This window comes from Aquicella lusitana (assembly GCF_902459475.1).
In the GTDB taxonomy this organism is placed as follows: Bacteria; Pseudomonadota; Gammaproteobacteria; order DSM-16500; family DSM-16500; genus Aquicella; species Aquicella lusitana.
Genome location: NZ_LR699114.1, coordinates 2,011,138 through 2,035,110, shown reverse-complemented (window position 1 = coordinate 2,035,110; position 23,973 = coordinate 2,011,138). Strand labels below are relative to the sequence as shown.

General features: G+C 45.9%; 19 protein-coding genes and 1 riboswitch. Of the genes, 11 read left to right on the top strand and 8 right to left on the bottom strand.

All coding sequences use genetic code 11. From position 1 onward, the window contains the following. The first annotated feature begins 47 nt into the window (after positions 1-47). The 3 genes from glyQ (at position 48) to AQUSIP_RS09440 (ending at position 3,748) form a co-directional block, all read left to right on the top strand. Entirely contained in the window at positions 48-965 is a 918-nt protein-coding gene (gene glyQ, locus AQUSIP_RS09450) for a glycine--tRNA ligase subunit alpha (RefSeq protein WP_114833785.1), read from the top strand. Then, positions 952-3,039 carry a glycine--tRNA ligase subunit beta gene (gene glyS / locus AQUSIP_RS09445; protein WP_172621976.1) on the top strand — a complete coding sequence of 696 codons (2,088 nt, stop codon included), beginning with the start codon at positions 952-954 and terminating at the stop codon, positions 3,037-3,039. Before glyQ ends, glyS begins: the two co-directional genes overlap by 14 nt. Positions 3,040-3,139: 100 nt before the next feature. After that, positions 3,140-3,748, top strand: coding sequence for an outer membrane beta-barrel protein (locus AQUSIP_RS09440; RefSeq protein WP_114833783.1), 609 nt, complete (start codon positions 3,140-3,142; stop codon positions 3,746-3,748). Between the two features lie 152 nt (positions 3,749-3,900). On the opposite strand, the gene AQUSIP_RS09435 is transcribed toward AQUSIP_RS09440, so the two are convergent. Beyond that, positions 3,901-4,605 carry an alpha/beta hydrolase gene (locus AQUSIP_RS09435; protein ID WP_232058665.1) on the bottom strand — a complete coding sequence of 235 codons (705 nt, stop codon included), beginning with the start codon at positions 4,603-4,605 and terminating at the stop codon, positions 3,901-3,903. 90 nt (positions 4,606-4,695) lie between these two features. Between AQUSIP_RS09435 and AQUSIP_RS09430 the strand changes: the two genes are divergently transcribed. Next, the gene (locus tag AQUSIP_RS09430; protein WP_114833782.1) at positions 4,696-5,124 is read left to right on the top strand and encodes a hypothetical protein; all 429 of its coding nucleotides are present in this window, start codon (positions 4,696-4,698) and stop codon (positions 5,122-5,124) included. 76 nt (positions 5,125-5,200) lie between these two features. After that, the gene (locus AQUSIP_RS09425) at positions 5,201-5,749 is read left to right on the top strand and encodes a cytochrome b (RefSeq protein ID WP_114833781.1); all 549 of its coding nucleotides are present in this window, start codon (positions 5,201-5,203) and stop codon (positions 5,747-5,749) included. Here the strand turns inward: AQUSIP_RS09425 and AQUSIP_RS09420 are convergent. From AQUSIP_RS09420 to metK, 7 genes are all read right to left on the bottom strand, one after another. Further along, positions 5,714-7,588, bottom strand: a complete 1,875-nt coding sequence (locus AQUSIP_RS09420) for an AAA family ATPase (RefSeq protein ID WP_114833780.1) — start codon at positions 7,586-7,588, stop codon at positions 5,714-5,716. The genes AQUSIP_RS09425 and AQUSIP_RS09420 overlap by 36 nt on opposite strands. Positions 7,589-7,683: 95 nt before the next feature. Further along, positions 7,684-8,280: a TonB family protein gene (locus tag AQUSIP_RS09415; RefSeq protein WP_114833779.1), complete on the bottom strand. Its 597-nt coding sequence runs from the start codon at positions 8,278-8,280 to the stop codon at positions 7,684-7,686. 62 nt (positions 8,281-8,342) lie between these two features. Further along, a complete protein-coding gene (locus AQUSIP_RS09410) occupies positions 8,343-10,259 on the bottom strand; it encodes a TonB-dependent receptor family protein (protein WP_114833778.1) in 1,917 nt (638 codons plus the stop codon). Between the two features lie 22 nt (positions 10,260-10,281). After that, positions 10,282-10,504: riboswitch (cobalamin riboswitch) on the bottom strand. A 138-nt stretch (positions 10,505-10,642) separates the two neighbouring features. After that, the gene (locus tag AQUSIP_RS09405) at positions 10,643-11,770 is read right to left on the bottom strand and encodes an IS4 family transposase (RefSeq protein WP_232058605.1); all 1,128 of its coding nucleotides are present in this window, start codon (positions 11,768-11,770) and stop codon (positions 10,643-10,645) included. Between the two features lie 207 nt (positions 11,771-11,977). Next, positions 11,978-12,397 (bottom strand): DUF3757 domain-containing protein, encoded by a 420-nt coding sequence (locus AQUSIP_RS09400; RefSeq protein ID WP_114834667.1) that lies wholly within the window; start codon positions 12,395-12,397, stop codon positions 11,978-11,980. Positions 12,398-12,520: 123 nt separating this feature from the next. Further along, positions 12,521-13,834, bottom strand: a complete 1,314-nt coding sequence (gene ahcY / locus AQUSIP_RS09395) for an adenosylhomocysteinase (protein WP_114834668.1) — start codon at positions 13,832-13,834, stop codon at positions 12,521-12,523. Positions 13,835-13,887: 53 nt separating this feature from the next. Further along, on the bottom strand, positions 13,888-15,060 hold the full coding sequence (gene metK, locus AQUSIP_RS09390) for a methionine adenosyltransferase (protein ID WP_114834669.1): 1,173 nt from the start codon (positions 15,058-15,060) through the stop codon (positions 13,888-13,890). 142 nt (positions 15,061-15,202) lie between these two features. Here metK and AQUSIP_RS09385 point away from each other — a divergent pair, with 142 nt between their 5' ends. From AQUSIP_RS09385 to AQUSIP_RS09360, 6 genes are all read left to right on the top strand, one after another. Continuing rightward, positions 15,203-17,374, top strand: a complete 2,172-nt coding sequence (locus AQUSIP_RS09385) for a sulfatase (RefSeq protein WP_114834670.1) — start codon at positions 15,203-15,205, stop codon at positions 17,372-17,374. A 127-nt stretch (positions 17,375-17,501) separates the two neighbouring features. Next, the gene (gene tkt / locus AQUSIP_RS09380; protein WP_114834671.1) at positions 17,502-19,562 is read left to right on the top strand and encodes a transketolase; all 2,061 of its coding nucleotides are present in this window, start codon (positions 17,502-17,504) and stop codon (positions 19,560-19,562) included. A gap of 133 nt (positions 19,563-19,695) precedes the next feature. Next, positions 19,696-20,745 (top strand): type I glyceraldehyde-3-phosphate dehydrogenase, encoded by a 1,050-nt coding sequence (gap, locus tag AQUSIP_RS09375; RefSeq protein ID WP_114834672.1) that lies wholly within the window; start codon positions 19,696-19,698, stop codon positions 20,743-20,745. A gap of 131 nt (positions 20,746-20,876) precedes the next feature. Beyond that, complete coding sequence (locus tag AQUSIP_RS09370; RefSeq protein ID WP_114834673.1) at positions 20,877-21,716, top strand: purine-nucleoside phosphorylase; 840 nt, start codon at positions 20,877-20,879, stop codon at positions 21,714-21,716. Beyond that, complete coding sequence (gene deoC / locus AQUSIP_RS09365) at positions 21,703-22,491, top strand: deoxyribose-phosphate aldolase (protein WP_114834674.1); 789 nt, start codon at positions 21,703-21,705, stop codon at positions 22,489-22,491. The genes AQUSIP_RS09370 and deoC overlap by 14 nt, the downstream gene beginning before the upstream one ends. A gap of 189 nt (positions 22,492-22,680) precedes the next feature. Further along, positions 22,681-23,973, top strand: coding sequence for an MFS transporter (locus AQUSIP_RS09360; protein ID WP_114834675.1), 1,293 nt, complete (start codon positions 22,681-22,683; stop codon positions 23,971-23,973).

Below are 23,973 nucleotides of genomic sequence, written 5' to 3'. Positions count from 1 at the left end.
ATCTGCCGCTTATCATATCCGAGCGATTCAATTTTGGCGATAAATACATGGACTTAGCGAATACTAAAACTTTTCAAGGGCTTATTTCTGCGCTGCAGAATTTTTGGGGCAGCAAGGGTTGCGTGCTCATGCAGCCGGTCGATCTGGAAGTGGGAGCCGGTACTTTTCATATTGCAAGTTTTCTGGGAGCCATTGGCCCTGAGCCTTGGCGTGCTGCCTATGTGCAGCCAAGCCGACGACCTGCGGATGGCCGTTATGGTGAAAATCCAAACCGTGTCCAGCGGCACCATCAGTTTCAAGTTGTGCTGAAGCCTTCACCTGCCGATATTCAGGATCTTTATCTGGCTTCCTTGCGCACGCTTGGAGTAGATACGCTTGTAGATGATATACGTTTCGTCGAAGACAATTGGGAGTCACCTACGCTGGGTGCCTGGGGCCTGGGCTGGGAAGTCTGGTTGAATGGCATGGAGGTAACACAGTTTACTTATTTTCAGCAAGTAGGCGGGCTGGAATGTAAACCCGTAACGGGTGAGATTACCTATGGCCTGGAACGGCTGGCGATGGCGTTGCAGGGCGTTGACAATATTTATGACCTGGTCTGGTGTGTGGGGCCGCAAGGCGTCGTGACCTATGGTGACGTTTGCCATCAGACAGAAGTCGAAATGTCAAAATACAATTTTGAAATGGCGGACGTGGACATGCTTTTCAAGGATTTTCATTTTTACGAAAAAGAAAGTTTGCGGTTAATCGAAGCAGGCTTGCCTTTGCCAGCGTATGAAATGGTCATGAAAGCGTCGCATGCGTTTAATTTGCTAGATGCGCGTCGCGCTATTTCAGTGACCGAGCGTCAGCATCATATTTTAAAGATACGCCGCCTCGCCAAGGCGGTGGCGGAAAGTTATTATCAGGCACGCGAAGCCCTCGGTTTCCCTTTGCTGCAAGGAAAAAATAATGAAGCGCGATGATTTTCTCATTGAAATTCTCACAGAAGAATTGCCGCCTAAAGCATTGGCGAAGCTTGCCGATGCCTTTCGCGCAGGCATAGAAGAAGGGTTGCAAAAAGCGGGTCTTGCGTTTACAAAAATTAAATCCTATGCCACCCCGCGTCGTCTTGCCGTATTGGTAGAAGAATTGGCTGCCGAACAGCCGGATCAAATGGTCGAACGCAGAGGGCCTGCCAAAAGTGCCGCATTTGATGCAGAAGGCCATCCTTCCAAGGCCTGCATTGGATTTGCGCGTTCCTGTGGTGTTGCGCCCGAATCGCTTATTACCATTAGTAATGATCAGGGAGAATGGGTAGGTTTCAGGCAGCATGTGCGCGGAAAATCCGTCAGTGAATTGATGCCGGAGATTGCTGAACAATCCATCGCAACCTTGCCTATCCCAAAGCGCATGCGCTGGGGCGAAGGGGATTCGCAATTCGTGCGGCCCGTGCTTTCAGTCATCATGCTTTATGGCGACCAGGTAATGGATGCGACGTTATTGGGCTGCCCTGCTAATCGGGTGACGCGTGGACACCGTTTCCATGCACCTGAATGGATCACGATTCCACATGCCGCCGCCTATGAATCCTTGTTGGAAACGGAAGGGTATGTGGTCGCCGATTTTGTCAAGCGTCGTCAACTGGTTCGTCAAAAAGCGGTTGATTGCGTGAATAAAGAATTGCAATCGAAAGGCGAGGTTTATATTTCAAGTGATGCGTTTCTTGATGAAGTAACGGGCTTGGTTGAATGGCCTGTTGCGCTCTGCGGCAAGCTTGATTCGATTTATTTAAAGTTGCCTGAAGAAGTACTCATTTCTTCAATGGAAGATCATCAGCGTTATTTTCCCGTGAAAGATCATCAGGGAAAATTGCTCCCCTATTTTGTGACTATTAGCAACATCCAAAGCCATGAACCGCAGCGTGTGATTCATGGTAATGAGCGGGTGTTGCGTGCGCGTCTTGCCGATGCTGCGTTTTTTTATGACACGGACCAGAAAGAAAGCTTGGCTGAGCGGGTTGAGCGTTTAAAGGGAATTATCTTTCAGGCGAAGCTTGGTACGTTATATGAAAAAGCCGAACGCATTAGCAAGCTTGCCGCTTTTATTGCCCAAAAAACCGACGCTTCAATTGATGAAGCAACGCGGGCCGGCATGCTGGCAAAAACCGATCTAACGACCAATATGGTAGGCGAATTTCCTGAGCTGCAGGGTGTGATGGGGTATTATTATGCCATTCATGACGGTGAATCCGATAATATCGCTAAGGCCATGAAGGAACACTACCTGCCGCGCTTTGCGGGCGATAGACTACCTGAAAATGCGATTGGACAGGCGCTCTCGATTGCAGATCGTGTTGATACGTTAACAGGTGCGTTTGGTATTCATCAGATACCTACGGGCGATAAGGATCCTTATGGTTTACGCCGCGCGGCGCTTGGAATTTTGCGCATCCTAATTGAAAAAACAATAGATTTGGATTTGAAACCTGTGATGGAATTTGCTGCTTCATGTTATGAGCAGAAATTAAGTAATCCCGAAACAGTGCAGCAAGTGCTCGCGTTTATTCAAGAAAGAATGCGTTCCTGGTGCTTGGAGTCAGGAGTGCCTGCGGATGTGTTTGCTGCGGTCGCTGCGATCCAGATTACCAATCCTTACGATGCTTATAAACGCATCAAAGCCGTACAATCCTTCAAGCAATTAAACGAAGCGGAAGCATTGAGTGTTGCCAATAAACGCGTCAGCAATATTTTGGCAAAATATGCTGATACCATTGACGCCAAACAGATTAACCGCGATTTTTTTGAAAACGAATCCGAACAGGAATTAGCCCGACAGCTTGAATTTAAAAGCCGCACTATCGAGGCATTATCGCAATCAGGAAACTACAATGAGATATTGCTGCAGTTAGCAGAATTGCGCCAGCCAGTCGATGATTTTTTTGATCATGTCATGGTAATGACGGAAGATAAAGCGCGGCGTGAAAATCGTATTTTACTGTTGGGCAAGCTGCGCGCGCTATTCTTGCAAGTAGCAGACATTGCGTTGTTGCAGTCTTAGTGTGGCTCCCGTCATTTCTGCTAAAAGATTTTTTAAAACGTTTTATTGTTTCAACTTTCTGGATATATACTAATCCCAGTTAGATTAGGGAGGATTGTTCATGCTGGGTAAAAAAACGTTACTCGCTGCGGCCAGCTTCGCAGCATTATCTGCTTCCGTATCCGCTTTAGCTTATGGCAGCATGTCTGCGCCTTATGGATGGTATGCTGAAGGCAATATCGGCGCGACGCGCATTTCGAATGAAAATAATCCACCCGGCAGCTCGACCACCAATTCCGGATTGGGCGGCAACATCAATGTTGGATATAAATTCATGCCGTATTTTGCGGCTGAGGTAGGTTATACCCAATATTCCAGCCAGGATATCAAGGATCAAACCGGTACGAAGGCGGCTAATAATAAACGTCATTCCATTGATTTAGCCGGCAAAGGCATTGTGCCTGTGTATGACTCGGGCCTGGAGCTATTTGCAAAAGTGGGCGTACAGCGTCTGTATTCCCGCGTTAGCTTGAGCAATTCTGCGGCGGCCAATAATATTGGTCTTAGCAGCAGTGACAACACGGCGACAGGTCTCTATCTGGGCGTTGGCGGGCAATATTATTTTACACCTGAGATAGCGATGGTTGGCCAATGGCAGCGTGCTGAAGGGAGTAATCGCACCGGTACGGCTGACCTTTATTCTATTGGTGTTTCTGCTATTTTTGGTTAAATCATTCCGCATGCATGCCAGCAAAAAACTGGCATGCTGCTCCTCTCTAAGATTTTTGAGGCGTTTATTTTAACTGTGCCATCCTCGCATTAGTTTCACTGCCATTCCCGCGCAGGCAGGAATGGCAGAGTTTGAAAGCGAAGGAGGCATGCTCATTTATTCCAAACGGTTTTTAGCCAGTTGCTGAGATCCTGGATCTCGGCTGCGCAAACAGAATGTGGCATGTTATAACTGTGCCATGAGACAGGATAGTTTGCCTGCTTTAGCATGACGTAAGAAGCCTTGCCAAGCGCATACGGTACGATGGGATCTTCCATGCCATGAGCAAGAAAAATAGGAATGGATTGATTCGCTTTGCTGGCATGTTCAAATGTTTCCTGTGCCAAAGGCAAATAACCGGACAGGGCAATGATGCCGCCGAGCGGTTTGGTATATCGAACACCCGTAGCGAGAGCGATAGCTGCCCCTTGGGAGAAACCAGCTAGCATGATATCGCGTGTAGCCATTCCACGCGCCTCTTCTTTTTCAATCAGCATTTCAAGCTGATGGATTGATCTCAGTATGCCGGTTTTATCGATCATGCCATCGATTGTTAATGATGCAATATCATACCATGCGCGCATTTCATAACCATTATTGACCGTGATAGGCATAATAGGTGCATGCGGAAAAATAAAACGTACTCCCATTGCAGCAGGTAAATGCAACTCGGAAACAATAGGTACAAAATCAGTTCCGTCTGCGCCGAGGCCATGCAGCCAGATGATACTTCGTTTTGCAACAGACTCAGGTGCGATTTCAATCGCGGATAAAGTGTTCGTGTTTTTAGCTGGCATAGGTAACCTTTTCATTTTCATAATTTACTTGCTTAATCGAACGGAAAAATAACATAATAATCGCTATGCCTGAATGTAAATAATCCTGTTTTAAGTAGGAAGGGAGTTTTTATGAAAAGATTGAAGTCCTCGATGCTAGGCGTTACCTTGCTTGAAATCATGTTGGTATTAGCTATTGCTGCAATGATTATTGTTATGTCGGTACGCTACTATCAATCAGCCAGCATATCCCAGCAGGCCAATGCTTTCTTGTCGCAGGTACAGGCGATTAGCTCTGCGATGAACAGTATGTCGCAATCGACAGGAACTTATTCCGGTTTATCTGAGACGAGTATTCAAGCCATATTGCCGCCAAACGGTCTCATCCCACCATGGGGAGGCTCGGGGTTGACTGTCGCGGGCTCTTCAACAGGTTTTACTATTACTGCAGCAAATGTCCCAACGGGTGTATGCGATCTGGTTACAAGACAGCTTACCGCTAGTGCAAATTATACAGTTGCCTCCGGCTGCGGTACGATCACTTATACACTTAATCCGTAATTGGTTTAAAACAGCGGGATACATTAGTATCCTGCTGTTTTTTTAGATAAAAATTAACTAAAAGAAAATAACAGTTATGAGCCTGCGGAATACGGTATCTACCTACGGCAGTGTTGCTAAATTCTTTCATTGGCTGATTTTTCTTTTGTTATTTTTCATGATTGTCTTCGGTTTTTTTCTGGAAGATCTGCCCAAAGATTATCAACCGGTAGCATATAACCTTCATAAGCTGACAGGATTAACCATTCTTGCACTGATGGTTTTGCGCGGTTTCTGGGCGCTTGTGAATCCCAAACCTGCATTACCTGCGGATACCTTGGCTTGGCAACGCATGGCAGAGCGCATAGTGCATTTTCTGTTTTATGTAGCGGTTATCACCATGCCGCTCGCAGGTTGGATTGGTTCAGTAGCAGGTGGCCGGCCGCCTCATTTAGGCGACTTCAAATTTACTTTACCCATTGAGCAAAATAAAGCCTTAGCCGAGGCTGCTTTTGAGCTTCATGGCATCGTTGCGATAGTCATTATTGTTCTTTTTGTGATTCATGTCACTGCAGCGCTTTATCATCACTATATTAAGAGGGATGATGTCTTACGGCGTATGTTGCCGTACAGCGGTCATCGATAACCAATCGCAGCGCAATAATTGTCCTGTTTCATTTAATTGCATAAACAGTTGGTTAGGCCGATTTTTATTATCGGCTTGGCTTAGCACCGCCTGTTCGATGACAAAATAAAGTTGCTTCAATGCCTTGTCTGTATCAATAACCTGCTTCTCGGCATCCTGTTTAGCCAAAATTTCATTGGCTAAATAACGAATAACTTCAGGGGCGTAACCCAGTTCAATGCCATACCGGGAATCCAGCATTTTACCTAATAGTTTAAGCTTGAGCCGTGTGATTTGCTCAACAGCTGACCGGTTTAACGGAATAAAAGGTATGACATGCAAATGTTCGCAAGCGGTCAGCGGAAAAGAAGCGCTGATCTCTGGCAGGATTTCGTCAATGATTTCTTGCGGCGAATAGAGGTTGTGTTGAGAAAGCACATTTTCTTTCTGTTCATTCATGATCAATTGCATCAGGTCAACTGGCTGCGCATCTTCATTGGGCGATAACGATTGCGCCAGAATGCCGAGCCGCTGTGAACCCAGAGTGGTGCTTAGGATTAGGATGGACTGGTGAAAGTGATAAGCGCATCCTTCATCATGAATTAATCCCGTATCCAATATTTTCTGTATGTCCTCTAGCAGCGCGGGTGCGGCATGGTGGATATTTTCGAGCAAAATAATGGCATAGGGTGTCTGACTAATGATTTCTCTCAACGTAAGATAGCGCTTATCAGTACAGCGTTGCAGCTGTAAATCCAGAATGGAGTGCTGTTTGGAAGGAAGCGCAGCGAAATAAAGCAAATGCAATTGTTTAAATAACTGTTCGGAAAGTGCAAGTGCTGTGGTTCTTTTGCCCGTATGTTCTGGTCCGGCAAAAAGCAGACTGCAAAAAGGGCCGGTATGATGCTGCACGCGCGCGTTTGCTTGCTGCAGGGCATTACCCAGTGCTGTTACTGCTGCTTCCTGTCCAAAAACACGCTGATGCATGCCTTGTGTGAATTCGCTGAGTTTGAATTTGTTTATCTGTAAATGCGTAACAGGTATCTGTGTCCAGTTAGATAGCACGTTAATGAGTATGGAAGTCGTTAAAACCGGCTTGAATTGAGTGTTATTATCCATCCGCTCAATCGCCCCTGCGCGTGCAGCGCTGCTATCAAGCAATTGGATGGTTTTTTCAAGTATATCGGTGGCGGATAAATAGCGCTCAGTCAAGGCATAAGCTTGGGACAATAATTCATCAGGGATCAGAACATGATGGTAATTTTCAAGCTCGGTGCGCTGCTGTTTTAGCAGCAGGAAAATGTCTGTCTCTGTCGCAGCAGTCAAGTGCAGGTTGGAAAATAATTTGGCCAGATAAGGCTGGTTAAGGTTGTCGAAATTGAAACGCGGCGAAAAAATAAGGAAGCGGCATTTGTGATGATTAAAAAGCCTCGCAAACTGCTTTTTCAAGAAAGTGTCGTTCATTAAATCGTAGCGATTCAACACCAGGAGCAGATTTTTATCCGCAAAATCCAATAAACGCTTTAAATCCTGAAAATTTTTTTCAATCAGGCTTGTTTCTGTTTCATTAACGATTAAATTTTCCGTATCCAGATAAATTAATTCGCTGTCCTGCAGGGGATAGGGAATGTGTTCATGTGTTAAATTGAGCAATAATGCTTCAATAAAAGCGATATGCATCCGGTGGGAATATTCCGAGTGCAGAACAACATGATGATTATCTTTGCGGCTCAGAATGTCAATCAGGACACCAAACTGCGGATGATCCTTGAAGGGGATCGATGAAGCTTTTTTTATCTGTTGCGAAGAAAAATACTTGCCATATTGAGTAAAAAAAGTATTACTTAACTCGCCTATCATAACAAGTATCCTTTATCAGGGTGATAATTATAAAAAATCTACTATATCTGTACTGATTAAGCCAGTGATTAGGAGGTTGGAAAGTGGATGGATAACTATTGAAAAACGATGTCGACCGAAAAAAACGCAGCTTTTGCCAAATAAGCGCTTACCTCTCTGATAGGTGAAATGGCATTGATTGCAATGAGTGCCGCATGATCAATACTCGTAATGCCGCTTGATTTAATGATAGCGACATTTTCAAGGTGGCCGTTAGGATAGAGTAAAAATCGAATGGTTACTTTTCCCGTTTGCTGTAATGCTAATGCATCATCCGGATAGGATTGTCTTGCGGCAATGGCCTGATGCAAGAGTGTTAATATCTTCTGCTCATCTTTGTTGGCTTTATGGCTATCACTATTATTTGCTGCCTGAGAGCTTGTTTGATGTCGCAAATTATTTTTCTCGCTGAGTAGTTTTTTAGTATGGGCAGGCTTTATCACGGCTGATTTTTTGACTGACAATATATCCGTTTTTTTATTTTCCTGCTGTCTTGCAAAACGAGGGGGAAAAGAAGCGGCGTAGGCTGGTAGGGGGTTTCCCCCGGATTTTTTTAAATTGCTGGAGTTAACCAGATTTAAAGCAAGCAAAAGCACTAATATCAGGTGCCCCAGGGTTGAAAACAAGAGATAATATTTGTAGTTAGTGACCACTTTCGCTTATCCGCATGAAGGTAAGCGAAGACGAGATGCCTCGCTCCGCTATCCTATTTGTATCAATCGAATAAATAATTAACGATCAGTGTAAAATTTCTGCCCGGTGCAGGATAGAAAAATTCACTCTGCATGCTCGGTTGATAAACAGTATAAAAATAATAATCCCTATCGAAGATATTGTTGACGCGAAAAGAAGCTGCGAGTTTGCGATAAGTATAACGCAAGTTAAAATTAAAAGTGGTGAATCCACCCGTTTTTCCAGCGACGTTTGCGTCGTCATTGGCGGCATACTGATTACCAGTATACAGTGCTTCAGTATAGGCCTGCCAATACTGGGCAAACTGATAATTGAGTCCTGCACGCAAAACATTCTCAGCAACCAGCGGAATACGATTGCCCGCATTGATCCCATCCTGAAACCGCGCATTGACATAATTATATTGTCCATCCACCGTTAATTGTTGCGTAATTTTTCTTTTTCCCGACAGCGTGAATCCCCGGCGTTGTGTGGGTGATAAATTACGATTTGAGCCAAAAGGGTCTTGAGGCGTTTGCGTTGGATCAAATGCAATTTCATCTCGTAAATCGAGCTGATAGAGTTCAATCTTCGCGGAATACTCTTCCCTTTCCATCTGTACGCCTGTTTCATAAGCGATTCCTCGCTGCGTCCGAAGAGAAGTTATACCGGAAGCGGTGGCTGCATTTTCATCGGCTTTGGGAAAACGAAAGCTGCCTGCACGGCGCAAATAAAAATCAATATCAGTCGTAATTTGGTAGAGGATACCCACTGTGCTCGCGAAAGCACGATTGATATTATTATTTTCAGTGGTTGTGGTGAGACGGCTGTTTTGTTGTGCACCGCGTGCGCCCAGGGATAAGGTAAGTTTGGGATAAATCGGCATGCGGGCAATACCAAAAAGACCATATTTTTGCTCATCATCTTTGGTGGTACCAAAAGCGCTGTCCAGATGATAACGGTCACTTTGGAAATCTGCGCCGCCTGTGACACGCGTCGTTCCCAGCTTGCCGGCTAATTGAGGTTTCACGTAAAGAATATTTCTCGACTGTGTGAAGGGAACAGAAAGGACACCGTCACCCTGCATTTCACGAAATGCCAGATCAGTCAGCAGGTGCCAGCGTTCATTCAGATTTTGCTGATGGCGAAGATGAAAGAAATCACTCCAATCCTTGAAGAAATCCGTATTATTACTGGCTTGTCGCCGATCTTGTCTGACCTGAGCTGCGGTTAATGCACCCGGATACTGCATATTTTCCTTTGCAAGCTTGTAATCAAAGCTGATCCGCCCTGTCTGATAAGGATAATCCAGTTTGCCAAATACCAGTGCTTGATCATAATCGTTATGATCGCGATAATTATCGGTATGGCTCGCAGAGGCAGTAATATCAAAATTTAATTGGCGATAGTGATGACTATAAGTTGCATAACAATTCTTTTGATTATAACTTCCTGCTCCGCACGAAAGGGCAACACGTTCTTTTTTTTCAGGATGGGTAATAACATTGATGATGCCGCCCACCGCCTGGTCACCGTATAGCACACTTTCACTACCGGCAATAATTTCAATATATTTAATTTCACTGATCGGAATCGCATTCAAATCGGGCGGTGCGAGATCTGGATTCGTCAAAGGAATGCCGTTCACCAGCATAAGTGTATTACTACTGGCATTGGCACCAAACCCGCGCATACTGAGCAGGACTTGACTGCCGTTTCCGGCCGTATCTTGCAATTGTACGCCGCCCAGGCTTTGTAGCGCTTGCGCAAGTGTTGTGACACCGGTTGCTGTCATTTGTTCGTGCGTAATGACGGTTTTGGGACCTGCTGTCAGGGAAAGTGTTTGTTTGGCTTTCACAATGACCGGCGGAATAACTGTGTTTTGGCTGTCGCTCATCGCGACTGCGCTGACAGGTAATGCAGAAAAAAATAAACAATAAAAATGAGTGCGTATTCTCATGTGAGCCCTCCGCTACTTGAGTGAATAAAATATGTAGCAGGCCGGTCTCCGGGCTTACATCAAGTGAAGTTATTTCACATCAGTCAGCGCCTTCCCATATTGTTAGTACAGTGGCGTTATCTGACTCATCTAGAATCCAATTCAAAACAGTGATATTTGAAGCAGGCTCTAAAAAGATGATTACCGTTGCGGGGGCAGCGTTGGTTTTGCACCAACTTCCCGTCACCTATTACATTGCGGAGGGCAATCTACCGTGTATTGAAGCGAGGGTCAATATACAAAGAAAATATTTTGAATGTTGTCATCCTGAGCGAAGCAAAGGATCTCCCGATGTGCAAAAGGAGATCCTTTGCTTCGCTCCACTACTGTCCGGTGAACCTGTATCATAAATAAACAGGTCTCCTTGAAATTAAATAAATAGGAGGCTTGTATTGTCTATTGCGATATTCTGCAACATGCAAATTATGTCTGATCCAGACTAAAACGAGATGTAATGAACGTTTCTCATTTGAAACATTTTTAAATATCTGTATCAATATAAAAGCAATCAAGGCTGTTGCTATTTGAATTTTAACCGCATTAGAAGATCGGCCCAGAAATTTTTTAAGTCGAAGATTTTGCTTGATCCATTTAAAAAATAGCTCTATTTCCCATCGGGCTTTATAAAGCTTAGCAATATTTTCTGCTGGTAAATCTTTCAAGTTAGTTACCAAAATAAGAGGAGTTTTTCCTTCCCTTTTTACACTTATATATCTCAGCGTCTCGCTATATTCCATGCGTTTTCCACCACGTGGAACTTTATTTGAAATTCTAAAAAGACAATCTTGTAAGATGGGTTCGCGAGTATTTTTTTGCCGGCTTTCTATAACAATGGCCGCATTCTTCTTTAATCGAGTCACAAAATAAGCCTGCCTTTTGTTGATGCTCCACCACCAATTGTAATCGTAGTAACCTTTATCAAACACATAAAGGGTGTTTTTAAGGATTGGCCATTTTTGTCCCATCGTCGCATCATTACAATTTGGATGACTCAACTTCATCCTTAAGGGCAAATCTAATCCTAAATCATATTCAACATGTAGTTTTAATCCTTGTATATGCCGAGTCGCATATTGCTTTGACCACTCATCGTACCCTTGGCCTCTTAGCTGTATCGGGCTACTATCTAATATCCTGATTACTTTTTTTATTTCTTTATGTTTTTTCCTGGGTAACAAAGACATAAGCTGTTCTAATATCCAAAAGAAACTTTCGGCTGGTCGTTTTCGATTGGCATCACTTAAGGTCGAGCGTTTTACTTGCGTTTTTATACCAATTTTTTGACTGTTTATCGCAACCTCTAACGTGCGTAAGCTTTTAATTTCATTAATATGTGCATAAATCATCGTTTTTAAATGTTCAAATGTATTAAATGATTCATAACGATGATCAGATCGAAAGCGTTCTATACATTCCTTCATTAATTTTTTTGTAACGGGTTTTAATAATCGTTGAAAAACGGTATCTTTCATCAGTTCGTCCTTGGTGCTAAATGTGGTGTTTAGCGCGCTATCATAGCGCTTTACCAAGGACGATCAATTTTTAATCTGGTTCACCGGACAGTAGTGTGCTTCGCTCAGGATGACAACATTGTCGAGTATTTTGAAAATGGCCAAGATCCAGTTTTATGCGATTTGCTGTGCTCAGTTTCTATCGCCGGGTAGTGGTCGCGTCAGGGTTTATTTTCTCGCCAACTGATTTTGCGACAGCACGTATGGATTAAATTTGCATTTATCCACACCGGCTGCGCAATGCATGGAGCCGCTGACTTGATACCAGTAGGATTTGGATTTTGATAGCGAGAAATGATCTTTGGCCAGATAGGTTTCCAGATGTGATCCATTGCTGTCGCTGTAGTAGCAGCGCATGGTATTATTTTTGTTGTGCTCGTTGCCCAATTCTGCCAATACAAACTGTGTGACTTCTTTTTTGAAAATGGCCAGTCGCTTGGGCGGTAGCTGTGTATCTTCGTCACTATCATAGGCTTTCCAGCCATGCAGTTTGTTTGTTTTGATGTCCTGAACGCTAGGGCAGGTGTCGGCGTAACTCAATGAACAAGCGAATAAAGAACAAAGCGCAATCAATAATTTTTTTTGCATGGTGAAGATCTCCCTGAATAAAAAAAGTTTAGCCGTAATTTAAAGCGGTGGAAAGTAGTGATTTGCTGAGAGGAGATTAAAAGTTCCCTTCTCCCGCGTGATGCGGGAGAAGGGTTGCTTGAATTAATAGCGATACTGATCAGATTTATACGGACCTTCTTGGGAAATATTCAGGTATTCCGACTGTTCTTTTGTCAATTGGGTCAGCTTTGCGCCCAATTTTTGAAGATGTAGGCGTGCCACCATTTCATCCAGTTTTTTGGGCAGAACATAGACGCCCACTGGATAGTTTTTATGGTTTTGCCAGAGCTCAATTTGAGCCAGCACCTGATTGGTGAAGGAAGTAGACATCACAAAGCTGGGATGGCCGGTTGCACAACCCAAGTTTACCAGGCGTCCTTCCGCCAGGATAATGATCTTATTGCCGCTGGGCAGCGTGACGTGATCCACTTGCGGTTTGATATTTTCCCATTTGTATTGACGCAAAGAGGCGATATCAATTTCAGAGTCAAAGTGTCCGATGTTGCAGACAATGGCTTGGTCCTGCATTTTTAACATGTGGTCATGTGTAATTACGTGATAATTGCCGGTTGCGGTTACAAAAATATTCGCAATGGGTGCCGCATCTTCCATCGTTACTACACGATAGCCTTCCATCGCAGCCTGCAAGGCGCAGATGGGATCAATTTCGGTGATCAGCACAATCGCGCCAAAAGAACGCAGCGCCTGCGCACAGCCTTTCCCCACTTCACCATAACCGCAGACGACTGCAATTTTTCCTGCAATCATGACATCGGTTGCCCGCTTGATGCCGTCAAGCAAGGATTCGCGGCAGCCGTACAGATTGTCAAATTTGGATTTGGTGACGGAGTCATTGACATTGATGGCGGGAACTTTTAATTCGCCTTTTTTATGCATTTCATAAAGACGATGCACCCCTGTTGTCGTTTCTTCTGATAATCCCTTGACTTCTTTTTGCAACAGCTCGGGATATTCATTGTGCATCATAAGCGTCAGATCGCCACCATCATCGAGAATCAGATTAGGATGCCAGTTATCCGGTCCTTCGATGGTTTGCCTAATGCACCACAGGTATTCTTCTTCTGATTCACCTTTCCAGGCGAAAACAGGGATGCCGGCTTTTGCGATGGCTGCCGCAGCATGATCCTGCGTGGAAAAGATATTGCAGGAAGACCAGCGAACTGAAGCGCCCAGCTCTACCAGGGTTTCAATTAAAACGGCAGTCTGAATAGTCATATGCAGGCAGCCGGCGATGCGCGCGCCTTGGAGTGGTTTTTTTCCTTTATATTGTTCACGTAAAGCCATGAGACCCGGCATTTCCGTTTCGGCAATCTGTATTTCTTTTCTGCCCCATTCGGCGAGTTTGAGATCGGCGACTTTGTAGTCCGTTGCAATAGCTTTCATGGATACCTGCATGATGTTTCTCCTATTTTATTAATACGGGGTCCCGCGGCTTCTTGCCGCAGGCTTTACTGTTTTTCTATATGCGCTGCTTCACGAAGCATGTCAGCTTTATCTGTTTTTTCCCATTGAACATTTAAATCATCGCGGCCAAAATGCCCGTAACTCGCGGTTTGACGATAGATGGGCCTTAGCAGATTCAGCATTTTGATGATGCCGTATGGCCGCAAATCAAAATGTTTTTGAATAAGATTAATGATTTCCTGATCGGGGATCTTGCCAGTGCCAAACGTTTCGAGATGAATAGCGGTTGGTTCAGCAACGCCGATGGCATAAGAAATCTGGATTTCGCAGCGTGCAGCAAGGCCGGCCGCGACAATATTTTTAGCAACATAACGGGCGGCATAAGCAGCGGAACGATCTACTTTAGAAGGATCTTTACCGGAAAAACAGCCGCCGCCATGACGAGCCATGCCGCCATACGTGTCAACGATGATTTTGCGTCCCGTCAGTCCACAATCTCCCTGGGGCCCGCCTATCACAAACCGCCCGGTGGGATTAATGTAGTAAGTTGTTTTTTTTAGCCATTCTTCAGGCAGTGTGGGTTTAATGATTTCCTCGATCACTGCTTCAACTAAATTCACATGGCTGATGTCGGGGTGATGTTGTGTGGAAAGTACGACGTTGGTGACTTCAGCAGGTTTCCCATCCAGGTAGCGGAAAGTAATCTGAGCTTTTGCATCGGGCCGGAGCCACGGCAGCACATCTTCTTTTCTAAGCTGGGCTTGCCGGCGCATCAAGCGGTGTGCATAGGTGATTGGTGCTGGCATTAGCACATCTGTTTCATTTGAGGCATAGCCAAACATAAGGCCCTGGTCGCCTGCACCCTGCTCTTCATGGGTTTTTTTATCCACGCCGATGGCAATGTCGCTGGACTGCTTGCCAATAGCCGTAATCACCGCGCAGGAATCTGCATCGAAGCCCATTTCTGAGCTGGTATAGCCAATATCACGGATCACTTCACGGGTAATTTGCTCAATATCAACCCAGGCATTGGTAGTGATTTCACCCCCAACGAAAACCATACCTGTTTTGACAAGCGTCTCGCAGGCCACGCGTGCCCGCTTGTCTTGTTGTAAAATGGCATCGAGGATAGCATCAGAAATCTGGTCTGCAATTTTGTCAGGATGGCCTTCCGAAACAGATTCAGACGTAAATAAAAATTCATTTTGCCGTTTCATGCCTTACCCCAATTCTCCCCGGTTTGAAGGCGGGGACTTATGCAGCAATGCTGCCTAAAATTAAAAATTGCGCAGAATAATAACATGTTATTATAGCCATTGGTAAAGGTTTCTTAGGCGATCTCAAATGGATTTTTGAATCATGCGCCATACTGCCAGACCAAAAAATCTTTTTAATAGGCTTTTATGTCTGACCGGGCTCTTTGTTTTTGGCCAGCTGGCGTTTTTTTATCCTCATTATCATGTAGCAGAACTCATTGATTCGCTTACACGCAGTTCCATTTTGCCGGTTTTGCTGCGCCCGGTGATTTTGGTCCCTGTCCTGCAGTTTGTTTTCATCCAAGTTGTTGCCTATATTTTGTTTGTCAGCTGGATCTGGTTTGTTTCTGTTTCCTTGGGAGCGTTGTTCAGGTTGTCGGCCGATGCGACTGGCTGGTCAAGCATTCTCGTGTGGTTTTTGGGCTGCATTTTTATCTTGCTGTTAAACCATTGTTACTTTCCGGATTCATTCTTCGCCGCGCCATTTCATTACTATGCATGGATTGATGCTCTAAGCCATTTCTTACTGATGGGATTGGGGGTGATCCTGCTGCTCATGACACTCTTGGCGTATGTTTATTTTTTCTGGCGCGATAAAAATAAGCGCAGCGGATATGTTATAACCGGTTACCTATTGTTGCTGATAGGAACCGTTTTGATAGCGATTTGTCTCGGCGACAAATACTATCTTTCTCGTGAGAGAGTACATCAACCTTCTTTAAAACCCAATATTATCCTGATCGGCCTTGATTCATTGCGACCGGATTTTACCGGCTTTTTGGGTAACAAAAGGGTACATACACCGCATATAGATCAATTCATGCGGCAGGCAACGCTTTTTACCCAAGGATATACACCGCTTGCTCGCACCTTTCCTGCCTGGATGAGTATTTTAACAGCGCGCTACCCCAAGCATCATCGTGCACGCAATAATTTGGCGGACCCTTCTACCTTGCTGGCCCAGACAACATTGGCCACACGGTTGCAACAAGCGGGTTACGAGACTATCTACGCGACGGATGAAAAGCGTTTCAGCAATATTACCAAGCAGTACGGGTTTGATCGCATTATCGGGCCGCGCATGGGGGCAAATGACTTTTTAATCGGCGGTTTGAATGATTTCCCCCTGAGCAATCTTCTCATCCGGCTGCCTATTGGGCGATGGATTTTCCCCTATAATTATGGCAATCGCGCCGCCAGTATTACCTATGAGCCTGACAGTTTTTTACAATTGATAAACGCGGGTCTTGCAGAGCCTGCAGACAAGCCTGTGATGCTTGCAGTCCATTTGTGTCTGACACATTGGCCATATACATGGGCACGTGACGGGCAGGAAAAAGATTTAATTTTATCCGAGCGCTATCGTAGCAGCGTTTCTGCGGTAGATGCGCAATTGGGTAAATTGCTGCGCTTATTAAAGGCGAAGGGTTTGCTGGAAAACAGCCTGGTGGTTCTCCTATCCGATCACGGTACAGCCCTTGGTCTCCCTGATGACCGCATTGTGGCTAAAGAAAAATATCAGGGTGATCAGCGCTTGCTGTCACGGATTTCCGTCTCACGTCTCAATACGGCCACCCCTTTCAGTGCCAATTTCAAAAAAGATTATTCCATTGGCGCTGCTTATGGCCAGGGTAATGATGTACTGAGTCTTAAGCAGTCTCATGTGCTGATAGCGTTTAAGGGGTATGGGCTGCGCATCCCTTCTCAGCGCGTGAATGAAGCTGTTTCCCTTATGGATGTAGCGCCTACCATTCTAGATTGGCTTGGTTTGCCGCCCCTGAAGCCTGCAGATGGTCTTTCACTTAAAAATTATTTACTCAAGCAAGAAAACCAGGCCGTGTCGCTTCGACCATTATTTATGGAAACAGGTGACAGAGTGGCGGAGGCAGAAGGCAGTCATATCAATATTCAAAATGTACTAGGTAAACGAATCAGTGCTTATTCTATTAATTTGAATAATGGATTGCTGACTTTGAATGCGGCATTCGAACAGTCCATACTCAAAAATAAGCAAAGGGCCATGCTGTTGGGCGACTGGCTGCTGGCGCATTATCCCAGGGAAACACGGCTGGGTTTTGTACCTGTTTCACCTGCTAAACCGGACCAGCTCACTTTGAAACCGTATGATATTGGTCCCTATTTTGTGCTAGTGAATGTAAGAACAGGCAAGTGGACGATAGGGCTTTCCTCTCCTTTTGCTAAAAGCGCTCCCCTTGCGATACTGCTTCGGGAATTTAATCAGTTTTATGGCGAAGAAGTTCAGATTCTTCAATGAACGTTTGCCAGTGCAGACCAGGGTGTTAATAAGACCACCTCCCACTTGGTGGATTCATGCAAATTCAGGTAAGATGCGCTCAATCATTCTCATTAGGATCTAACGGATTAACCCGAGGGTAATAGCTATGTCACAGCCTACGCGTAGAGATCGTGCAGACGCCATTCGATTTTTAAGTATTGATGCCGTACAAAAAGCCAATTCCGGCCATCCTGGCATGCCAATGGGTATGGCAGATATTGCTGAAGTGCTATGGCATGATTTCTTACGCCATAATCCCCTCAATCCACACTGGATGAACCGCGACCGTTTTATGCTCTCTAACGGACATGGCGCCATGCTGCAATATGCGCTTTTGCATCTCGCTGGTTATGATTTGACAATTGAAGATATCAAGCAGTTCCGTCAGTTACACTCCAGGACGCCCGGGCATCCCGAATTTGGCGAAACGCCGGGGGTGGAAACCACGACGGGTCCTTTGGGTCAGGGCATTGCGAATGCCGTGGGGATGGCTATCGCAGAAAAACATCTCGCTTCTCTTTTTAATAAGCCCGGTTTTCCCATCATTGATCATTATACTTATTGTTTTGCCGGCGACGGCTGCCTGATGGAAGGTATTTCGCATGAAGCTTGTTCCCTAGCAGGAACATTGGGGCTCGGCAAGCTGATCGTTTTTTATGACGACAATGGCATTTCCATCGATGGTGAAGTTGTAAACTGGTTTCGCGATAACACCCCGCTCCGCTTTGAGGCTTATGGCTGGCATGTGATTCCGAATGTAAACGGCCATGACAGCGAAGCGATACATCAGGCTATCATTGCTGCACAGGCGGTGACGGATAAGCCCACGCTCATTTGCTGTAAGACCACGATAGGCTGGGGATCACCCAATCTGGCTGGTAAAGCTGAGACGCACGGCGCAGCGCTGGGCGAGAAAGAAATCGCTGCTGTACGAACACAGCTTAATTGGCCGCATACTCCTTTTGTGATTCCAGAAGAGGTTTATGCTTCCTGGGATGCTCGTCAAAAAGGGACGGCACTTGAAAAAGCGTGGCAGGCATTGTTCGACCGTTATCAGCATCAATATCCGGAGCTCGCAAAAGAATTGCTGCGCCGTATAGAAGGCCGGTTACCTGCTGACTGGCAGACACAAGCAGACAAGTTGCTGCATGAGCTGAATGAAAAAAAACAGTCTGTTGCGACCCGCAAGGCCTCCCAACTTTGTCTTAACCTCTATGCCAATCATCTGCCTGAAATGATGGGCGGTTCCGCAGATTTAACAGAATCAAACTGCACGAATTGGCAGGGCATGAAAGTGTTTTCTGACCAGGTGCCAGAAGGCCGCTATATTCACTACGGTGTGCGCGAGTTTGGCATGTCTGCCATCATGAATGGCTTAGCGCTTTACAAGGGCATCATTCCGTTTGGCGGCACTTTTTTAACTTTTTCAGATTATGCGCGTAATGCCATCAGGCTCGCTTCGTTAATGCGTCAGCGGGTCATTTTTGTTTATACGCATGATTCGATCGGGCTGGGTGAAGATGGCCCTACCCATCAGCCGGTGGAGCAGCTACCGGGCTTGCGTCTCATGCCTGGGCTTTCTGTCTGGCGTCCCTGCGATACGGTAGAAACGGCTGTGGCCTGGCGGGCTGCGATCGAACGCCAGGGGCCGACTTGTCTTCTTTTTTCGCGCCAGGCCTTGCCTCACCAGGAGCGGCATCCGGACCAGTTGCCATTGGTTCAGCGCGGCGGTTATATTCTTCTGGATTATGCAGACGGCAAACCTGACGCGATTTTAATTGCAACAGGGTCAGAAGTTGCACTGGCTGTTGAAGCGGCAAAGCAATTGAAAGACGCGAAAATCTATGTGCGCGTGGTTTCCATGCCTTCTACTGACGTCTTTCTCGCGCAGGATGAAAACTATCGCAACCAAGTTTTGCCTGGTTCGGTTTTGGCAAAAGTGGCTATTGAGGCGGCGGCCGGCGATTACTGGTATCGCTTCGTGGGCTTGCATGGGAAGGTAATAGGCATGAACCGCTTTGGTGCTTCTGCTCCAGCTAAGGACGTGTTCCGCGATTGCGGTTTTACCGTTGACCACGTAGTAGCAATTACTAAGGAAGTTATATATTCTGCTGCCAATGCTTCGCTGCATTTTGATGCAAAATGCGCATCAGGAATGGAAAAGTAAGTTTTTTCAGGAAGGCGTTAAGGATTGTCATGCAAGCCTTCGCAGGCATGACATAGCTAAATAAGCAAATTCTCTCTTTTAGAGATGAGAAAGACATTTTTTAAAACAGGCTTCAGTTTTAAGGAGACATCTCATGGCAATTCGCGTCGCGATTAATGGTTATGGTCGTATCGGCCGCAATATCTTGCGTGCTCATTATGAAAAAAAAGTGCATCCAGAAATTCAGATTGTCGCTATCAACGATCTGGGCGATGTGAATACCAATGTGCATCTTACGCGTTATGACACGACGCACGGTAAATTTCCAGGCGAAGTATCGCTGTCGGGAAATGAAATGATTGTGAACGGCGATAAAATCCGTGTAGTTGCCGAGCGGGATCCCAAAAAACTTCCCTGGAAAGAGTTGAATGTGGATATCGTATTTGAATGCACTGGTCTGTTTACTTCCAAGGAAAAAGCGGCACAGCATCTTGAAGCGGGTGCCAAGAAAGTCATTATTTCCGCGCCAGCAACCGGTGTCGATGCGACGATTGTGTATGGCGTGAACCATGATGTCCTTAAAGCGAGCGATACCGTGATTTCCAACGCTTCCTGCACCACCAATTGTCTTGCCACCATTGTCAAGCCACTGCATGAAGCAGTGGGCGTGGTCAGCGGTCTGATGAATACCGTGCATGCGTTTACGAACGATCAAAGCCTACTGGATGTTTATCACAGCGACTTGCGCCGTGCTCGTTCAGCTACGCAATCCATTATTCCCACGAAGACAGGCGCAGCTTCCGCTGTCGGTCTAGTTCTTCCCGAGTTGAATGGAAAACTGGATGGTTTTGCAGTACGCGTGCCGACCATCAATGTTTCGCTGGTTGACCTGACGTTTGAAGCCAAACGAGCTACTTCGGTGGATGAAATCAATAACGTCATTCAAAAAGCAGCAAACGGCGCCTTGAAAGGTGTACTGGCTTATAATGATGAACAGTTAGTATCCATTGATTTCAATCATCATCCTGCCTCGGCTATTTTTGATACCTTTGGTACTAAAGTGATGGGTAACTTGGTTAAAGTGCTTGCCTGGTATGACAATGAGTGGGGCTTCTCAAACCGCATGCTGGATGTAGCCGTTGCTTGGATGAAGGTATCAAGCTTATCAGGTGAAACAACTGAGCGATCCAAGCTGAGTGCTTAAGTAAAAGCAGCTTGTAGGGAGCGGCAAATCGACGTAGCACCCTTTCCTAGTTTGTGTTTGCCATCCCCGCGTAGGCAGGGATGGCATAGTTAGGTAAATGTTCTCGAAATATCATTAACCGGAGAAAAAACATGGCCTCTTCCCTAGCTGAGGTGATGCAAGTCATTCAACGTTATGTGCCAAAGGGCTTTAATCCCCGAATTGGCATGATCCTGGGTTCCGGCCTTTCTTCCCTGGCTGAACAAATCGTTAATCCTGTTTCTGTTCCTTATCAGGCGATACCCGGTTTGCAAACCGGAAATGTGGCGGGGCATGCCTCGTTGTTGGTGATGGGCTATCTGAATGATGTGCCAGTGGTCTGTCTGCGCGGCCGTTTGCATCTTTATGAAGGTGTTTCCTATGATTCCATTCGCCTCCTGGTGCGCATTGTCAGAAAACTGGGCTGCAATATCTTTATTGTCACTGGCGCCGCAGGTTCGTTGCGTGAAGAAACAGAGCCGGGCGAGTTGATGATGATCAATGATCATATCAATTTCCATCCCGGTAATCCGCTAGTGGGGCCTAACGATGAAACCATCGGGCCGCGTTTCCTTGCCATGGATGATGCTTATGACATTGATCTGCAGGATATTATGCAAACGGCCGCGGACAAGTTAAATATTACTCTGCACAGAGGGGTTTATATTTCAACATTGGGACCGTCTTTTGAAACACCAGCAGAAATTCGCGCTTTCAAACGGTGGGGCGCTGATGCGGTAGGCATGTCAGTCGTGCCGGAAGTCATTTTGGCACGGCATTGCGGCATGCGCGTAGCCTGCGTGGCAGCTATTACGAATCTCGCTGCGGGGCTTAGCAAAGAGAAAATCAGCCATGACGGTACACTGCACTTCGGTGAGTTAGCGGCACGCAAATTAACGAAACTGATTCCTGAGTTTATCAAAGAAGCGAACAGCATTTATGCAATGGGCTGAAGCGGTCAGGAAGCAGATTGATGCATTAAAGCCAATCAAGGTAGATACGGCGCTACAACATAGAATGCTGGGTTTAATAGATCTCACCAGCCTAAATGAAACGGATACTGAAGCGAATATCGCAGCGCTTTGCAAAAAAGCACAAACACCCTTAGGGCATGTGGCAGCTGTTTGCGTGGGACGTCCTTTTGTCCGACAAGTGGCGGAAGTTTTTGCTGGCTCGCCCGTTAAAACGGCGACGGTTGCCAATTTTCCAAAGGGTGATGGATCGCTTGAGACTGTTCTGATTGAAATTGGCCAAGCCATACAGGATGGCGCGCAAGAAGTAGACGTAGTTTTTCCTTATGAACGTTATTTGGCCGGTGAGCGGCAATATGCACATAGTTTTGTTGCTGCGTGCAAGGCGGCGTGCGGCAATGCAGTCACCCTCAAAGTCATTTTGGAAACAGGGGTGCTAAGTGATCTTGCCATCATTGCGGATGCCAGTCTGGATGTGCTCACCAGCGGGGCGGATTTTATTAAAACGTCGACAGGAAAAATACCGGAAGGCGCGACACTGGAAGCAGCAGCAACGATGCTGTTAGTGGTCGAGCATTTGAATGCGCATATCAAGCGTCCCATGGGGTTAAAAGTGGCTGGCGGCATAAGAAGCATGGAGCAGGCAGCTCAATATGTTGAGCTGGCTGATCAAATACTGGGCAAAAACTGGATCTCTCCGGATACTTTTAGAATCGGTTCAAGCAAGCTAGTGGATGAGATACTGCATTGTATTTAATGCCAATTGAGGATCCTTTACAAGGGCAATCATCTCTTTTAATTTTGCCACTCACTTGCCGGGTGCTTGGGGTTTAGTGAACGCGGGAATGACCGCCTCAAGGCATCAAATGGGCTAGTATAATTCCTTCACTTGTGTTTAAAATTAGCCAACTTTTAACTCCATAACATAACTAGATAATAGCATCCTATGCCAAACACATACCGACATGAAAAAACATCGCACAACAAGCTCGCTTGGGCAGTGACATTGACTGCTTCGCTTTTCTTCTTTTACGAATTCATCCAGATGAATTTTTTTAATTCTATTAATACCCAATTAAGAGAAACGTTTCAGCTCGATGCGGTACAGATTGGCCAGTTATTTTCCATGTATTTTTATGCCAATGCACTATGTCTTTTCCCGGTAGGGAACCTGCTTGATCGTTTTTCCACTAAAAAAATGCTCACTTTTGCAGTCAGCATCTGTACCCTCGGCACATTCATTTTCACTATTGCCAATGTTTTCTGGGTCGCAGCGCTTGGCCGGTTTCTGGTAGGTTGCGGCGCTTCGTTCTGTTTTTTAAGCTGTATTCGCCTTGCTTCGCGCTGGTTTCCGCCGCACCGAATGGCATTTGTGACAGGGGTCATTGTCACGATGGCCATGCTAGGCGGCCTGGTTGCGCAGACACCCTTTGCTTTACTTGTCAGTTACCTCGGTAGCTGGCGTCAGGCGCTGATGATCAATACCGGACTCGGGGTGGTGATTTTACTGGCCGTACTTTTTGTCGTGCAGGACCGGCCGCCGGATTCGCATGAAGAAGCCAAAGCTGATCACCAGCATCTGAAAGAACTCGGTTTGTGGCGTTGCATCAAGCTGGCAGCGCTTAACCCGCAAAACTGGTTTGGCGGGCTTTATACGTCCCTCATGAACCTACCCGTTTTTATCCTCGGTGGATTGTGGGGAATCCTGTATCTTACGAATGTTCACCATATCACGATGGCAGAAGCCTCCTATGCCACGACAATGTTTTTTGTAGGGGTTATTTTTGGCTCGCTGATTTATGGCTGGATTTCAGATCATATTGAAAGGCGCGTATTCCCCATGATAGTGGGTGCCATTATCTCCCTGGTTGTAATGGGTATCCTGATGTATGTGCCGGGGTTATCGCTCTGGTCGCTGATTCTGCTGTTCTTCCTGGTGGGCCTTGTTACCAGTTCACAAGTACTGACCTATCCCACCATTGCTGAGTTGAATCCTATTTATCTTACCAGTACGGCTGTCAGTATTGATTCAGTTTGCATCATGGTAAGCGGATTTGTTGTACCGCCGTTTTTTGGCTGGTTAATGGAAGGCACAGGCGTGCATGCAGTTGTGAATGGTTTGACAATCTATACAGCCCAGGATTTTAATCGTGCTATGCTGGTCATGCCGATTGCATTTATTATTGCTCTCGTGATCGCGTTTTTTATTCGTGAAACCTACTGCCGCTCGCAAGCATAG

Excerpts from the sequence above, each read along its gene's own strand:
- glyQ (WP_114833785.1), top strand. The coding sequence starts at position 48 with ATGGACTTAGCGAATACTAAAACTTTTCAAGGGCTTATTTCTGCGCTG.
- glyS (WP_172621976.1), top strand. The coding sequence starts at position 952 with ATGAAGCGCGATGATTTTCTCATTGAAATTCTCACAGAAGAATTGCCG.
- AQUSIP_RS09440 (WP_114833783.1), top strand. The coding sequence starts at position 3,140 with ATGCTGGGTAAAAAAACGTTACTCGCTGCGGCCAGCTTCGCAGCATTA.
- AQUSIP_RS09435 (WP_232058665.1), bottom strand. The coding sequence starts at position 4,605 with ATGAAAATGAAAAGGTTACCTATGCCAGCTAAAAACACGAACACTTTA.
- AQUSIP_RS09430 (WP_114833782.1), top strand. The coding sequence starts at position 4,696 with ATGAAAAGATTGAAGTCCTCGATGCTAGGCGTTACCTTGCTTGAAATC.
- AQUSIP_RS09425 (WP_114833781.1), top strand. The coding sequence starts at position 5,201 with ATGAGCCTGCGGAATACGGTATCTACCTACGGCAGTGTTGCTAAATTC.
- AQUSIP_RS09420 (WP_114833780.1), bottom strand. The coding sequence starts at position 7,588 with ATGATAGGCGAGTTAAGTAATACTTTTTTTACTCAATATGGCAAGTAT.
- AQUSIP_RS09410 (WP_114833778.1), bottom strand. The coding sequence starts at position 10,259 with ATGAGAATACGCACTCATTTTTATTGTTTATTTTTTTCTGCATTACCT.
- AQUSIP_RS09405 (WP_232058605.1), bottom strand. The coding sequence starts at position 11,770 with ATGAAAGATACCGTTTTTCAACGATTATTAAAACCCGTTACAAAAAAA.
- AQUSIP_RS09400 (WP_114834667.1), bottom strand. The coding sequence starts at position 12,397 with ATGCAAAAAAAATTATTGATTGCGCTTTGTTCTTTATTCGCTTGTTCA.
- ahcY (WP_114834668.1), bottom strand. The coding sequence starts at position 13,834 with ATGCAGGTATCCATGAAAGCTATTGCAACGGACTACAAAGTCGCCGAT.
- metK (WP_114834669.1), bottom strand. The coding sequence starts at position 15,060 with ATGAAACGGCAAAATGAATTTTTATTTACGTCTGAATCTGTTTCGGAA.
- AQUSIP_RS09385 (WP_114834670.1), top strand. The coding sequence starts at position 15,203 with ATGCGCCATACTGCCAGACCAAAAAATCTTTTTAATAGGCTTTTATGT.
- tkt (WP_114834671.1), top strand. The coding sequence starts at position 17,502 with ATGTCACAGCCTACGCGTAGAGATCGTGCAGACGCCATTCGATTTTTA.
- gap (WP_114834672.1), top strand. The coding sequence starts at position 19,696 with ATGGCAATTCGCGTCGCGATTAATGGTTATGGTCGTATCGGCCGCAAT.
- AQUSIP_RS09370 (WP_114834673.1), top strand. The coding sequence starts at position 20,877 with ATGGCCTCTTCCCTAGCTGAGGTGATGCAAGTCATTCAACGTTATGTG.
- deoC (WP_114834674.1), top strand. The coding sequence starts at position 21,703 with ATGCAATGGGCTGAAGCGGTCAGGAAGCAGATTGATGCATTAAAGCCA.
- AQUSIP_RS09360 (WP_114834675.1), top strand. The coding sequence starts at position 22,681 with ATGCCAAACACATACCGACATGAAAAAACATCGCACAACAAGCTCGCT.